Origin of the sequence: Clostridium neuense (assembly GCF_045310695.1) — a bacterium.
Classification (GTDB): domain Bacteria; phylum Bacillota; class Clostridia; order Clostridiales; family Clostridiaceae; genus Clostridium_S; species Clostridium_S neuense.
The window spans coordinates 121866-136258 of sequence record NZ_JBJIAA010000001.1 but is presented as its reverse complement, the minus strand read 5'-3'; the positions used below and the strand labels follow the sequence as shown (position 1 = coordinate 136258).

13 protein-coding genes are annotated in these 14393 nt (G+C 30.2%); 5 read left to right on the top strand and 8 right to left on the bottom strand.

Annotation, left to right across the window (positions count from 1 at the left end; translation table 11 throughout):
- Positions 1-25 precede the first annotated feature (25 nt).
- Both ACJDT4_RS00670 and ACJDT4_RS00665 read left to right on the top strand, forming a co-directional pair.
- On the top strand, positions 26-244 hold the full coding sequence (locus ACJDT4_RS00670; RefSeq protein ID WP_406785598.1) for an ArsR/SmtB family transcription factor: 219 nt from the start codon (positions 26-28) through the stop codon (positions 242-244).
- 77 nt (positions 245-321) lie between these two features.
- Positions 322-1215, top strand: coding sequence for a DUF2156 domain-containing protein (locus ACJDT4_RS00665; RefSeq protein WP_406785597.1), 894 nt, complete (start codon positions 322-324; stop codon positions 1213-1215).
- 2 nt (positions 1216-1217) lie between these two features.
- On the opposite strand, the gene ACJDT4_RS00660 is transcribed toward ACJDT4_RS00665, so the two are convergent.
- From ACJDT4_RS00660 to ACJDT4_RS00630, 7 genes are all read right to left on the bottom strand, one after another.
- Entirely contained in the window at positions 1218-2612 is a 1395-nt protein-coding gene (locus tag ACJDT4_RS00660; protein ID WP_406785596.1) for an APC family permease, read from the bottom strand.
- 28 nt (positions 2613-2640) lie between these two features.
- Positions 2641-3519, bottom strand: a complete 879-nt coding sequence (aguB, locus tag ACJDT4_RS00655; protein WP_406785595.1) for an N-carbamoylputrescine amidase — start codon at positions 3517-3519, stop codon at positions 2641-2643.
- A gap of 20 nt (positions 3520-3539) precedes the next feature.
- On the bottom strand, positions 3540-4574 hold the full coding sequence (aguA, locus tag ACJDT4_RS00650) for an agmatine deiminase (protein ID WP_406785594.1): 1035 nt from the start codon (positions 4572-4574) through the stop codon (positions 3540-3542).
- A gap of 315 nt (positions 4575-4889) precedes the next feature.
- Positions 4890-5540 carry a TetR family transcriptional regulator gene (locus tag ACJDT4_RS00645; RefSeq protein WP_406785593.1) on the bottom strand — a complete coding sequence of 217 codons (651 nt, stop codon included), beginning with the start codon at positions 5538-5540 and terminating at the stop codon, positions 4890-4892.
- A 53-nt stretch (positions 5541-5593) separates the two neighbouring features.
- Positions 5594-6439 (bottom strand): ABC transporter permease, encoded by an 846-nt coding sequence (locus tag ACJDT4_RS00640; protein ID WP_406785592.1) that lies wholly within the window; start codon positions 6437-6439, stop codon positions 5594-5596.
- The gene (locus ACJDT4_RS00635; RefSeq protein ID WP_406785591.1) at positions 6381-7139 is read right to left on the bottom strand and encodes an ABC transporter ATP-binding protein; all 759 of its coding nucleotides are present in this window, start codon (positions 7137-7139) and stop codon (positions 6381-6383) included. The genes ACJDT4_RS00640 and ACJDT4_RS00635 overlap by 59 nt, the downstream gene beginning before the upstream one ends.
- A gap of 19 nt (positions 7140-7158) precedes the next feature.
- On the bottom strand, positions 7159-8184 hold the full coding sequence (locus ACJDT4_RS00630; protein WP_406785590.1) for an ABC transporter substrate-binding protein: 1026 nt from the start codon (positions 8182-8184) through the stop codon (positions 7159-7161).
- Positions 8185-8317: 133 nt separating this feature from the next.
- Here ACJDT4_RS00630 and ACJDT4_RS00625 point away from each other — a divergent pair, with 133 nt between their 5' ends.
- A complete protein-coding gene (locus tag ACJDT4_RS00625; RefSeq protein ID WP_406785589.1) occupies positions 8318-8524 on the top strand; it encodes a small, acid-soluble spore protein, H family in 207 nt (68 codons plus the stop codon).
- 366 nt (positions 8525-8890) lie between these two features.
- On the opposite strand, the gene ppx is transcribed toward ACJDT4_RS00625, so the two are convergent.
- The gene (gene ppx, locus ACJDT4_RS00620; RefSeq protein ID WP_406785588.1) at positions 8891-10390 is read right to left on the bottom strand and encodes an exopolyphosphatase; all 1500 of its coding nucleotides are present in this window, start codon (positions 10388-10390) and stop codon (positions 8891-8893) included.
- Between the two features lie 182 nt (positions 10391-10572).
- Here ppx and ACJDT4_RS00615 point away from each other — a divergent pair, with 182 nt between their 5' ends.
- Complete coding sequence (locus ACJDT4_RS00615; RefSeq protein WP_406785587.1) at positions 10573-12108, top strand: Ppx/GppA phosphatase family protein; 1536 nt, start codon at positions 10573-10575, stop codon at positions 12106-12108.
- A gap of 7 nt (positions 12109-12115) precedes the next feature.
- The gene (locus tag ACJDT4_RS00610) at positions 12116-14215 is read left to right on the top strand and encodes an RNA degradosome polyphosphate kinase (protein ID WP_406785586.1); all 2100 of its coding nucleotides are present in this window, start codon (positions 12116-12118) and stop codon (positions 14213-14215) included.
- Positions 14216-14393 lie beyond the last annotated feature (178 nt).

The window sequence follows — 14393 nt, the reverse complement described above, 5'->3', positions numbered from 1 at the left end:
TAAAATGTTGTATGAGTGGTATGAAATGAACAAAGATGAAGGAGGAAAATATTGTTTTGGTGAAGGAGTTGAAAAATGTTTTACTAGGGCATGCTGTTGTATGAAATTATCTCGTTCAACCATATCACATCATTTTAAGGAACTTCAAAATTCAGGGCTTATAGAATATACTCGTAATGGTCAGTGTTTTACGTGTAAAATAAATTTAGATGCTGTAGAAGCTATAAGAAACTTTTTGAAGTAAATAGGTAGATATTTTTTGTGGTAAAAGTTCGATTATTAACGAACAACAGAAAATATAATGATAGTAAGGAGATTTTTATGTTAGAGTTCAAAGAAATTACTATTGAAGATAAGGACATATTTGATAAGTATTTAAAAGATTATAAATTTAAAACCTCTGAATTTTCTTTTACCAGTTTCCTTATATGGAGAAAAGGGTGCGATATTAAGTACTGTATATATGATGGGGCCCTTATAATAAAGAAAAAAGATTTTAATGGAAAGTATCATTTTATGCAGCCAATAGGATACTCTAGGGAAAGTTTGAATAATATAATACAAGAGCTTGAAAAGTATAAAGAAGAAAACAATATGGATTATTTATTTAAAGATGTTGAAGATGCATTTAAAGAAGAACTTAGAAAAATTTATGGTGACAATATTAAAATTGGAGAAGATGTAGATAATTTTGATTATATTTATTTAAGCGAAAAATTAATAAATCTATCAGGTAAAAAGCTGCATTCAAAAAAGAATCATTATAATAACTTTGTAAAGAATTATAACTATACAGTTAAGGATTTTTCGGAAGATGGAGTTATTGAGGAATGCGTTTTGGCTGCTCAAAAATGGTATGATGAAAATAGCAATGGAGATGTTTATTTAGCTTACGAACTTGAAGGAATAAAGGAAATATTAAAATATGCAGATATATTAAATTTGAAAGGAATAGCAGTATATATAAACAATATAATTTCAGCCTTTACAATTGGAGAAATTGTCAATGAAAGTATGGCAATAGTTCATATTGAAAAAGGAAGGAAGGATGTTAATGGTATATATGTGTTTATTAATAAAACCTTTGTAGAAAGGTATTGCAGTGAAGTAACATATGTTAACAGGGAACAGGATTTAGGTATCGAAGGTCTTAGAAAAGCAAAAATGTCATATAAGCCGGTAAAACTTGAAAAAAAATACTGTATAAACATATAAGTTTATACAGTATTTTCTGTTTTCTTACCTTTCATAGCTATAAGAATACCTATGAAAATAGTTATTAGAACACCTGTAACAAGAAATAATTCATATCTAAATATATTCTTTGTTGATGATGGAGGGAGAAAGAAGAAAATGGTTGATCCTATAAGTAGTATTTCTCCAACTATTACACATATCCAGGTTACAAGTTTTCCACCTGGTATTTTGTATGGTCTAACTTTGTCTTTTTCTATATATCTTAATTTGATCACAGCGGCAAACATAAAAATATAAGGTATTAAAAAGATGATAGATGAAAAAGCAAATATAGTCCAATAAATTTGCTGCACGTTTTGCACACCTATATAATTGGTAGCTACAATTATACTTCCTACAACCCCCATAATATAGTAAGCATAGTCTGGAGTATTATATTTGGAATGCTTATGACCTAGTACTTTCATTTTTTTGTCAAGACCTGTCTCGGATATTACATTATTTGAACCTAGAGCCCATGCTACCATATTTGTAACTAGTGTAAAAAGAAAGCCTATTGCAAGGAAGAAATATATGTATGAAAAGTTTTTGCCTAAAACATTAAAAACTAATATTTTTAAAGCATCGCATAATCCAGTTACTATATTTATTTTATTTGCAGGTATAACAGCAAGTATACCGAATATTCCGAAAATGTATACGAAACCTATTAATACTCCAGCAAGCATAATTGATTTAGGAACGTCTTTTTTAGGATTATCAAATTTGTTTGCAAGAGAACTTATTACTTCAAAGCCTAATAAATTATAAATTACGGTTGGAGCAAAACTTAAAGTGTTGTTTAGACTTATTTTAAAACTTGAAGGTGAAAAGTTATTTGCTATGCCAAAACGGATAGTGTAGATAATACCAATTGTGCCTAAGAATATAAGTACAGAAACTTTTATAATTGCACCTATATTTGCGAGTTTTTCACTAAAGTTAAAGTTGAAAATTCCGAGACCTACAGTTATCCAAATTAAAGATATAGCAATTATACACTGACCCCATGCAGACATAGAAGGTGTAAAAATTGATGTTAAAGTGCCAGCAAAGGTTACATAAACTGAAGGCATCCAGTAAACTACATTAATCCAATATAGCCATGAAACTAAGGTCCCCCAAAAATCTCCAAAGGCTCGTTTGGTCCATATGTAAATACCACCAGCTTCAGGCCATGTTGAACCTAGTTCTGCTGATATAAGACCATATGGAATAAAAAATAAAATTAATGCTAATATCCAAATACTTATTCCTTGGACGCCCATAGCTGAAGATGAGCCAACAGTATCAAGTACGACTATGCTGCATACGCTAAATAATATCATATCGAGCAGCTTTATTTTTTTGTTTTTCATTGGTTTGTTATTATCCAATTTAATAGCCCCCTAATCCTTTGTGAAATTATTTCAATCTTGTGTAACCATCATAGGTTAATATTGCACTGTATTTTTCTGGTCGTCTATCCCTAAACATACCCCAAGATGAACGTATACTTTCAATTTCATCTAAATCAAATTCATAAGTTAAAGTGCATTCATCAGTCCTATTGGCTTCTTTTACCTTTTTTCCAGTACAATCAGTAATAAAAGATGAACCATAAAATGTTATTTTTGAGTCATCGATTATTTCTGTACCAATTCTATTAGAAGCTACTACTGGAACCATATTTGCAGCAGAATGACCTTGCATGCATCTTTGCCAATGATCTCTAGAATCTATACTTGAATCTTGTGGTTCAGAGCCAATAGCAGTAGGATAAAATATTATTTCTGCACCCATTAAAGATAAGCATCTTGCAGTTTCTGGATACCATTGATCCCAACAAATACCTATGCCAATAGTTGCATATTTTGTTTTCCATACCTTAAAACCTGTATCTCCAGGATTAAAATAATACTTTTCTTCATAACCTGGACCGTCAGGAATGTGAGTTTTTCTATATGTACCAAGCAATGTTCCATCAGCATCGATGATTGCTATAGAATTATATTTTGCTTTATTTTTTTTCTCAAAAAAACTTATAGGTAGTACAACATTTAGTTCAGCTGCTATTTTTTTAAAGTGATTTATAGCCTTATTGTTTTCAACTTCTGTTGCATAATTAAAAAACTCTGGTTTTTCTTTTTGACAAAAATATGGAGTTTCAAATAATTCTTGAATAAGAATTATTTGAGCACCTTTTGAAGCTGCTTCGCGTACTAACTTTTCAGCTTTTTTTATGTTATCATCTATGTTCCAAGTGCAGCTCATTTGAGTTGCTGCTACAGTTACTTTTCTCATATATTTCAATCCTTTCATTATTAAAAATTTGCAGGTGTTCCAAATGGCATTTGTTGAGTGATGCAGTGTACATTCCCGCCACCTTTTATTATTGGCATGCCATCTACTGGAACTATTTTTCTATCTGGATATATTTTTTGAAGTGTATCTAAAGCTGCTTTATCTGAAGCTTTTGCATCTTCTCCAAAGGTTGGTACAATAATTCCGCCGTTAACAGGATAATAGTTAAGATAACTTAAAGTAAGTCTTTCACCGTTTAAATATCTTGCAGGAGGTTGCTCAATTTTTACTATTTGTATTTTTCTTCCTTTTGCATCAACAGCATTTTCTAGTATTTTTAAATTTTCTAAATTTAATTCATAGTTAGGATCATTTTTGTCAGTGCATGTTTGTATCACGATTACCCCTGGTTTAGCAAAACAAGCTACGTTGTCAACATGACCATCAGTTTCATCACCATATAGGCCATTGTTAAGCCATATAATTTTTTCAATTGCAAGATAATCTTTTAAGATATTCTCTATATCAGATTTTGAAAGCTCAGGATTTCTATTTTTATTTAAAAGACATTGCTTTGTAGTTAAAAGAGTACCTTCACCATCTACATGTATAGAACCACCTTCAAGAACAATTGGAGCATCAAAACTAGGTATATTGAGGCTATTTAAAACTTTTTTAGCTACTTCATTATCTTTATCATATGGTATGTATTTTTCACCCCAAGCATTAAATTTCCAATTAATACCTGCAAGTTCCTTGTTCTTATTTATGACAAAGGTTGGACCATTATCTCTCATCCATGAGTCATCGTGTTCTATAGCAAATATCTTTACTTTTTCTCCACACATTTTTTGTGCATTCAGCACTTGATCTGGTCTTGTAAGCATAATTAAATCTTCAAATTCTGCAATAGCTTTTGCAATTTGTGAATAACCTTTTCTTGCATCTTCAAAGCCATCTGGCCATAAGCCTTCTCTTACAGGCCATTCCATAAATGTCCTGGCTCTATTTTCCCACTCTGCTGGCATTCTGAAGCCTAATTCTTTTGGTAACATAAAAACACCTCATTATAATAGAATTTGTTTTTAAAAATTAATAAATAAATATTAAAAAGAAAAAATAATTAACTAATTATCAATTATAATAGTATTATACTATTATTTTTGTTATAATCAATAGTTTTTTTGACATTCATGTATGTATAAAATTAAAATATGGACAGTAAAGTTAGAAAGCATGGGGGCTAAAAGTTTCTATTTAAAATAAAAAAATAGTGTGTTTCACTATATTAATATTTCAATATGACGTTAGTTTATAAAAACATAAAAGTAACAAAAAAGCTGTCACACTAATTTTTTAGTGCAACAGCTTCATTTTAGTTTTGAAGATGGTTTATTATTCTTTACAATACCATCAATAAATATATCAATTAAATTATCTAAATATGCTTCAAGAGCAAATGCTTCTGGGTTTATAAGCCAACTATCCTCAATGCCGTTTAAATAACTAAGAGCCGACATTGAAATAACACCTTCAGCAATATCATTTCGTATTTTACCAGCTTCAATGCCAAGCCGTATCAACTTTGAAAGTTCTTCCTTTATTTTTAAATCTATTTCTTGCTCTACCCTTAGTACTTCGCCGATATCTGTTTTAACTTCTGTTTTATATCTTAAAATTTCCATGTATTTTCTTGTTTCCTCATTATTAATTAAAATTTTGAAGTAATTATACATATATTCTCTAATGGCAGCTACAGGATCTTTATTAGATTTATCATTATATTTTAAATTTTCATAAAAGTTATCATTAAAGTATTCTTTGAGTAAACATACATAGAGATCTTGCTTGTTTTTAAAATTCCAATAAATTGCACCTCTAGAAATTCCGGCTTCTTTAGCAATATCCTCTAAGGTAGTTGAAGAAAATCCTTTTTTTTCAAATACTTTCAAAGCAGAATCAAAGATTATATTTTTAGTTTCAATAGCTTTTTGCTTAGTCTTTTTTATAATAGTTACCACCTTTCAATATTATAATAATATTGATAATATCATAAAGAAGACTAGAATTAAAGCTAATACTTGGCATTTAATCTTTTTTCAAGTAAATCAACAATTAGATACATTATATAGGCTAGAGCGGAGAGTATTACGATACTCATCATTACCATATCAAGTTGGGAAATCTGGCCTCCATAAACAATTAAAAAGCCAAGACCTTCCTTTGCAACAAGGAATTCACCCATTATAACTCCAACCCAGGATAGGCCTACATTTATTTTTAAGGCGGAAATTAGAGTTGGGATAGAAGCAGGAATTATTAGGTGAAGAAGTATTTGAAGTTTATTTGCACCAAGTGTTTGAAGAAGCTTTATTTTATCTTGATCAATTGCATTAAAACCATTTAATACACTTATTATGGTTGTTACAATTGAGATTAAAAGAGCTACTATAATAATTGCTTTCATTCCATTTCCTACCCAAAATATTATTATTGGTGCTAAAGCTATCTTAGGAAGTGCATTGAGCACAACTAAATAAGGATCTAATACTTTTGATGCAAATTTGGACCACCAAAGGAGTACAGCAATAATGGTTCCTAAAATTGTTCCAGATATAAAGCCTATTATGGTTTCAAAACAGGTCACCCATATATGAGTAAGTAGAGTTCCTTCACTATATATTGTTATAAGGCTTTTAATCATTCTGGAGGGAGTACTTATGAGAAAAGGGTCTACCCAATTTAAATCACCAGCTATTTCCCAGAGTGCAAAGATAGCTATAAGTATGGAAATTCTAGTGATTCTAATTTTAATTTTTTCTTTTTTTAAACCTGATATATATTCTTGCTGTTCTAAGGTTTCATTCACTTTTGTCCATCTCCTTCCATATGATATCAAAGTAAATCCTAAAGTTTTCATCTTCACGTCTTTTGATTGGAGTTTCTTCCTTTAAGTCTATTGTTACATCCTTTTTTATATATGCAGGACGTTTAGAAAGTACTAGTATTCTTTCAGATATTGAAACTGCTTCTGCAATATCATGTGTTACCATAATTGCGGTTCTTCCTTCTTTCTTTATTATGCCGCAAATTTCACTTCCAACATTAAGCCTGGTTTGATAATCCAAAGCTGAAAAAGGTTCATCTAAAAGTAGTACATCAGGATCTAAGATTAAAGTTCTAATTAGAGCAACTCTCTGTCTCATACCTCCAGATAGTTCATTTGGATAATGATTTTTAAAATCTTTTAAATCATATTTAATTAAAAAATCATCTATTTTATCTTTAACTTCATGTGTATATTTTTTTTGTATTTTAAGGCCAAGAGATATATTATCTTTTACTGTAAGCCATTCAAAAAGATTATCCTTTTGAAACATATAGCCTATTTTTGAGGAAACACCTTTTATTAATGTTCCATCTAAATATACTTCACCGCTAGAAGGCTTTAAAAGCCCAGCAATTATATTTAAAAGAGTAGATTTTCCGCATCCAGAAGGTCCAACTATACTTACAAATTCTCCCTCCTTTATTGAAAAGGAAATATTCTTTAGTGCTTTTGTTTCTGCTTTTAAGGAATGATAATTAACAGAAATATTTTTAACATTAACTTTATCCATTTTATTATCACCTTCTAAATTATTTAATTTTTTGAACTGCCTCCTTTGCAAAACTATTATTTACTATAGTATTAAAGGAAGGTCTTTCTTTTATAAGAGAAGCTTTATAACTTTGAATTATATCCATAAGCCTTGTTAAATCTTTTTCACTTAAAGCAGGGGTTTCAGCAAATGCTCCTATTTTCCTATAATTTTTTACTGAATTTTCAATTAAACTTTCATTGGTACCAGGAAAAAATGATTTTATAACTGAAGCAACCTCTTTATCTGAATGGTTTTTTACCCATAATTGACCTTTATACAGTGAATTTGTGAATTTTTGAATTACGGCTTTGTTTTTGCTCATGTATGATTTAGTGGAGAAAAAGCAGGTATATGGAAGCGTTCCAGCTTCAGCACCAACAGAAGAAACAATATAACCAGATTTACTTTGATTAAGCAAACTTCCAGTAGGTTCAAAAAGTGTTGCATAATCACCAGTACCACCTTTAAAGGCACCACCGACTGCTTTGAAATCTATATTTGTTATTACATTAACGTCTTTATTTATCTTAAGTTTTTTATTTTTTAGTACATATTCTAATGCCATTTCTGGAACTCCACCAGGCCTACCTCCAATTATCGTTTTTCCCTTTAAGGAAGACCAGTTAAAATCTGTCTCTTCTTTTCTACCAACAAGAAAAGAACCATCTTTTTGCGTAAGTTGTGCAAATAGTATTGGATAATCTTGTCTATGTTGATCATAAATATATATTACCTGCTCAGGACCACAAAAACCTATATCAGCATTTTTGCTTAAAACTTCCTGCATGGTTTTATCTGCACCTTGACCTGTAGAAATTTCAAGATTAATTCCATTGTCTTTAAAATATCCTTTGCTTATAGCAGCATACATTGGTGCATAGAATACAGAACGAGTGACTTCATTTAGTCTGACCTTAGTTAATGAAGTTGAACTTTTTTTGCTGCCACAGGATGAGCATAAAGTTGCTATGACTAAAGCAGAAGTTATAATAGATAATATTTTTAAGCGCTTTTTTTTCATGAATGACCTCCACAATATAATTACTTAATTCATAATATGAAGTGTGTATGATAGAGGTTATTGTTTTAAATTTGTTGGCATAAAATTTTTAAAAGTATAGATAATAATCATAAAAGTGATTGGAGGCGACATCATGGAAAAAGAAGAAGTAAAAGCAATACTTAATTCGAAAGGATTTATAGAAGTAAAATATAGAAATAAACCTGTATACTTGGAGGGAATTGGAACAGACCAGGATGGTAAGATTTTAGTTAAAGATTTAGAAACAAATGAAAAACTTTACGCAAACATCAAAGAACTAGAATATAATCCACTGGGGTTTGGGCGTCAGCCCATGTGATTCTAGAACATGATAAAGGCACTGTTTAAAATCTGGGGTTTGGGCGTAGTTTATAAATGACTAAAATTATGTTCTAGAAGGATAATGGGCTGAAGCCCAAACCCTGTGCAGGTTTATGTGATTCTAGAGAATAATATATAGATAAACCTCATTTATCCATACAAACTGGAATTTGAAAAGCAGAGTAGGGAGTAGGGAGTACAGTGAAGGATGATTTTTCTTTGCTGTGCCTCGAAAAATCTTAAACTTAATGACTGCGCGTGGCACAAAACACAGTGCTCAGCGCAGCTAACACTATTAAGTTCTAAGATTTACCTGAGAGAAACGAAAGGTAAATCTACCTTTGTATTTTAAAGTTTAACTTTATCATACTACATATAGTTTTTTTCCTAAAAGTTCTTTAAATGAATCTGAAACTGCTTGGGCTTGATTTACAAGAAAATCAGAATGAGCATTTGAAACAGTTTTTATTATTACCATATCATCTTGCATAGTGCATTTTACATCCATTATAGAATTAGATAAATCCTTATCCAGATTTTCAGCAATTCTAATTAAAAGCCCTATTACTTTTATTGAGAATATATCTACCTTATCAAGCAAAGATTTATATTTATCAAAATCTGCAGGTATATTATCACTTCTATGATAAGAAGCAGCAAAAGCGCTCATAACACGTTCTCTTGGAGTTAAGCCATATATAATAGAATTAAGTATTATATAGGTAGAATGTTTGTGGTGATAATAATAGGAAATATTATTTCCAATATCATGAAGCATACTTGAAGTTCTAATTACATTTATAAGGTAATCATCTAATCTATGAAGTGGTTTTAATTCATTAAATAGAGCAAGTGTAAGTTTATAAACATGACTGCTGTGTTTAGGATTTATATTATTATTTGCCAAAATATTATTTATAGAGAAACCAAGAATATCTTCAACTTTTTCTTTATTGAAAAGTGTACCTAAAAGCACACCTTCACGAAGTCCATTTCTACTTATTATTAGGTGCTTTATTTTAAGCATATTTATTAAAGTATTAACTGCACATACTGCACCAACAAATATATCTGCCCTATCCTTGGAGAGACCTTTAATTTTTTTCCTTTGTTCAGTAGATTTTGATTTTACTTCATTATATATATCTAAAACTTCATTACTATCTAATGTATAATTGTGTATTAAATTTAGTGGATAATTTGTTCTTTTTTTACTTATCTTTGCTATATTTCTTATACTGCCACCTATGCCGATAAGGGTATCTATTTTTAAATCCTTAAGCCAGGTTATGCTTGAAAAACTGTCAAAAAGAAAGCTCTTAAGGTTTTTTTCCTCTGCACTTGATATTGAATCTTGAAGGTTAAATTTTCGGGTTAGAGTTATAGCACCAAAGGGTAAACTTATACACTCTTTTAAATTTCTATTATTTACAAGTATTATTTCTGTACTTGCACCACCTATATCTAATATAAGGGCATTTTTAACATTGAGTGTATTTATGGAAGCAAAATAATCGTAATAGGCTTCTTTTTCACCAGAAAGAATCTCTACATCTAAACCAGTTTCAGATTTTATTCTACCTATTAAATAGGATTGATTTTTTGTTTTTCTTACAGCCTCTGTAGCAGTAGTTATTATCATGGTTTCTGGAAAAGCATCACAAAAGTTTTTATAAAGTTTAAGTACTTTTATAGTTTCTTGTATTTTTTCTTCTTTAAGTTTTCCATTATTATCGAATCCTTCACCAAGACGAACGTATTCCTTTAGTTCTGTGATAATTTTAAATGAATGTTTGTCTGTTATTTCAGTTAAGAGGAGTCTTACAGAGTTAGAACCTATATCTATTACACCAATATGTTTCAAATTATCACCTTCCAATTTTTCTTTATATAAAATATTTTATTATTATATCATATTTATTAGTTAAAGTGGGTCTTACATAATTAGATATTAGCTTATGTAAAGTTTAGGTTAAATGTAAGAGTATCTAAGTTAATTATGCTATAATATAGGCAAGTAAATGTAAAAATATGAGGGAGAAAATTATGGGGCAATCAAATGAAAATGTTGCAGCTATAGATATAGGGGCAAACTTTGTCAGAATGACTATAGCTGTTATAAAGCAGAACGGAGATGTTGAGATAGTAGACAATCTTCAGAAAAATACAAATATTGGTAAGGATACTTTTAACTTTAAGAGAATAAAGCCTGAGTCTGTAAAAGAAATATGCAGCATATTAAAAGGATTTTTTTATATAATGAAGGATTACTCTATAAAATCCTACATAGCAGTATCTACAAGTGGCATAAGGGATGCTGAAAATAAAGAATATGTTATAGAGCAAATAAGGATTAAAACAGGTCTTAAAGTAAAAATTATAAATAACGCAGAAGAAAGATTTTTGATGTTAAAAGCTGTGAAAAATAAAATTGAAAGAAGTAATAATTTATTTGATGGAGGAACTGCAGTTCTTAATATAGGCTCTGGTGGCATAGAATTTTATATTTTTGAGAATGCAAAATTAAAATATACTACATATATAAATATAGGCGTTCTAAGAATTGTAGAAACCTTTGCTGAGCTTCAAAGTAACAGCTTAAACTTTGCAAATGTTTTAGAGGAGTATGTGAATAGTAAAATTGCAGGTTTAAAAAGGTACCTGTTAAATCTTAAAATAAGTAGTTTTATAGTTATTGGTGGAGAAATTAAGCTTATGGTTTCGATAAATGAAAATAAACCACAGAATTTTATAGCTGGAAACTGGCTTTCTGACTTTTACAATAATATAAAGAATGCATCTATTCAAAATATATCTGATAAATATGAGATTCCATTATCTCAAGCCAAAATGGTTCTTCCTAATGTGATTATAATTTATCAATTTTTAAAACTTACGAAGGCTAAAAACATATATGCTTCTAATGTATGCCTTAGAGATGGAATTATTGTAGATATAATTCACAAAAGATCCAATAAAAATTATAAAAATATGTTTAGAGCGGACATAGTAAATTGTGCTTTATTCATAGGAAAAAAGTATGCAGTAAATTTAAGTCATGCTAGGAATGTTAGAGCAGCAGCTATAAAAATTTTTAATAGCTTAGCAGGTGTTCATTTACTTTCAGAAAGAGAAAAGTTATTTCTGGAGATAGCGGCCATACTTCATGATATAGGGCATTATGTAAATTTAAATAAACATTCTATTTATAGCTATAGTATTATTCATGAAGAACAAATTATAGGTTTTTCAGATAGGGATTTGGAAATAATAGCTAATGTCGTTATGTATCATGAAGAACTTATTCCATCTTTAAATCATAAAAATTATGCTAAGTTAAACCATGAGGACAAAATTATAGTGTCTAAGCTATCGGCAATACTTAAAATTGCAGAATCTTTTGATGCTTCTGGAAAAGGAAAGATAAAAAAGTTTGATATTGAAGTAGGCGATGAAAGTGTTAGGTTTAAGGCGTATTCTGAAAATGATTGTACTCTGGAAAAGTGGACTTTTAATAAAAACAAAGAGTTCTTCGAAGAAATAATGGGAATAAAACCTACTATTAGTATTATAAGAGGGTGATGTAAACATGGGAAAATGGAGTTGTGATAATTTTATAAATAGAGAGTTAAGTTGGTTAGAATTTAATAATAGAGTCTTAGAAGAAGCATTAGATGAAAATAATCCACTTTTTGAAAAGCTTAAATTTTGTTCTATAACAAGTTCTAATTTAGATGAGTTTTTTATGGTAAGAGTTGCATCTATAATAGAACAAATTCATGCTGGATTTACTATACCTGATATAGCAGGTTTTACACCAGAAGGTCAGCTTACTCAGATAAGACTTAGAGTTAGAAAAATGATTGAAGATCAATATGTATGCTATAGAAAACTTTCAGAGGAACTTAGAGAGCAGAAGATATATATAATTAAACCGCAAGAATTAAATGAAAATCAGAAAAAGTATATAACGGAGTACTATTATGACACTGTCTTTCCTATTCTTACTCCAATGGTTATGGACAGCAGCAGGCCGTTTCCGCTTATACTAAACAGAAGTCTTAATATAGCCTTATTTATAGAAGGAAAAGATGATTCTATAATGTTTGGAACTGTTCAGGTGCCTTCAGTTATAGGGAGGATAGTTAAAATCCCATCGAACAGTAAGGAAGTAACATGTATTTTGCTTGAGGATTTAATCAAAATGTTTGCTCAAGATTTATTTAAAGGACACAAGGTAATTGCTATGGGAGATTATAGAATAACGAGAAATGCAGACCTCACCATAGATGAAGAGGGAGCAGAGGATTTACTTGAAACTATTGAACAGTCAGTTAAAAGAAGAAAATGGGGAGAAGTAGTAAGAATAGAAGTAGAAAATGGGATGAATTTAAAACTTATAAATAAATTAAAAGAAGAAGTTGAAGCTGATGAAGCTGATATATATAAAATAGATGGACCAATTGATTTAACTTTTTTAAGTAAATTAGCTTCTCTTCAGGGATATGAATGGCTTAGGTATCCTAAATTTGAGCCTCAACCTATACCAGAATTTTATGGCAAGGATAAGGATATGTTTGATGTGGTTTCAAAGCAGGATGTACTTGCATTTCACCCATATCAATCTTTTGAGTATGTTGTAGATTTAGTAAAAAAAGCGGCTAAAGATCCAAGAGTACTTGCAATTAAACAAACTTTATATAGGGTAAGTGGCAACTCTCCAATAGTAAATGCACTTATGGAGGCTGCAGAAAATGGAAAGCAGGTTACTGTACTCGTTGAGTTAAAGGCTAGATTTGACGAGGAGAATAACATAGTATGGGCAAAAAAACTTGAAAAAGCAGGCTGTCATGTGATATATGGACTTTTAGGTCTTAAGATACATGGAAAGGTTCTCCTTATAGTGCGTAATGAAAAGGAGGGAATCAAAAGGTATGTTCATCTTGCTACAGGAAATTATAATGATGTAACGGCAAATTTTTACACGGATTTGGGATTGTTTACTTCAAATAATTTAATAGCATCAGATGCATCTTCGTTATTTAACATGCTTTCAGGATATTCTCAAATAAGCGAAATGAATAAGCTTTATATTGCTCCTATAAATTTAAGAAAAAAATTTTTGTTATTAATTAAAAGGCAAATTGAAAATGCTAAAGATGGGAAAAAATCACTTATTGTTGCAAAGGTAAATTCATTGGTTGATAAAGAAATTATCGAAAAACTGTATGATGCTTCTGAGGCAGGAGTTAAAATAAATCTTATTGTCAGAGGAATATGCTGTTTAAGACCGGGAATAAAAGGAGTAAGTGAAAATATAACAGTTAGAAGTATAGTTGGTAGATTTCTTGAGCATAGTAGAGTTTTTTACTTTAGAAGCGATGAAAATGAAGCTTTATATCTGTCTAGTGCTGATTGGATGAACAGAAATCTCGATAGAAGAGTAGAAGTATTATTTCCTGTTGAAAGCAGTAAACTAGTTAATAGGATAAAAGAACAGCTTAATGTATACCTAAATGATAATGCGAAGGCAAGAATATTAAATATGGATGGAACCTACACAAGAGCTCAAGTTACCGGAGAAATTGCAATAAGCAGTCAGATATATTTTGAAGAACAATACAAAAAATACGCCAAAAAGGTCAAAAAGACCGGAAAAAGAAAAGAATTCAAACCAATAAAAATGTAATCCTACGCGGGGTTTGGGCGGCAGCCCATTATCCTTCTATAACTCAAAGCAATTGCTCTTATAGCAACAATACAAAACACAAAGAAAGCTGAAAGCAAGAACGCGGGGTTTGGGCGGCAGCCCATTATCCTTCTATAACTCAAAGCAATTGCTCTTATAGCAACAATACAAAACACAA

Excerpts from the sequence above, each read along its gene's own strand:
- ACJDT4_RS00640 (WP_406785592.1), bottom strand. The coding sequence starts at position 6,439 with ATGAAAACTTTAGGATTTACTTTGATATCATATGGAAGGAGATGGACA.
- ACJDT4_RS00670 (WP_406785598.1), top strand. The coding sequence starts at position 26 with ATGAACAAAGATGAAGGAGGAAAATATTGTTTTGGTGAAGGAGTTGAA.
- aguA (WP_406785594.1), bottom strand. The coding sequence starts at position 4,574 with ATGTTACCAAAAGAATTAGGCTTCAGAATGCCAGCAGAGTGGGAAAAT.
- ACJDT4_RS00630 (WP_406785590.1), bottom strand. The coding sequence starts at position 8,184 with ATGAAAAAAAAGCGCTTAAAAATATTATCTATTATAACTTCTGCTTTA.
- aguB (WP_406785595.1), bottom strand. The coding sequence starts at position 3,519 with ATGAGAAAAGTAACTGTAGCAGCAACTCAAATGAGCTGCACTTGGAAC.
- ACJDT4_RS00625 (WP_406785589.1), top strand. The coding sequence starts at position 8,318 with ATGGAAAAAGAAGAAGTAAAAGCAATACTTAATTCGAAAGGATTTATA.
- ACJDT4_RS00615 (WP_406785587.1), top strand. The coding sequence starts at position 10,573 with ATGGGGCAATCAAATGAAAATGTTGCAGCTATAGATATAGGGGCAAAC.
- ACJDT4_RS00635 (WP_406785591.1), bottom strand. The coding sequence starts at position 7,139 with ATGGATAAAGTTAATGTTAAAAATATTTCTGTTAATTATCATTCCTTA.
- ACJDT4_RS00665 (WP_406785597.1), top strand. The coding sequence starts at position 322 with ATGTTAGAGTTCAAAGAAATTACTATTGAAGATAAGGACATATTTGAT.
- ACJDT4_RS00610 (WP_406785586.1), top strand. The coding sequence starts at position 12,116 with ATGGGAAAATGGAGTTGTGATAATTTTATAAATAGAGAGTTAAGTTGG.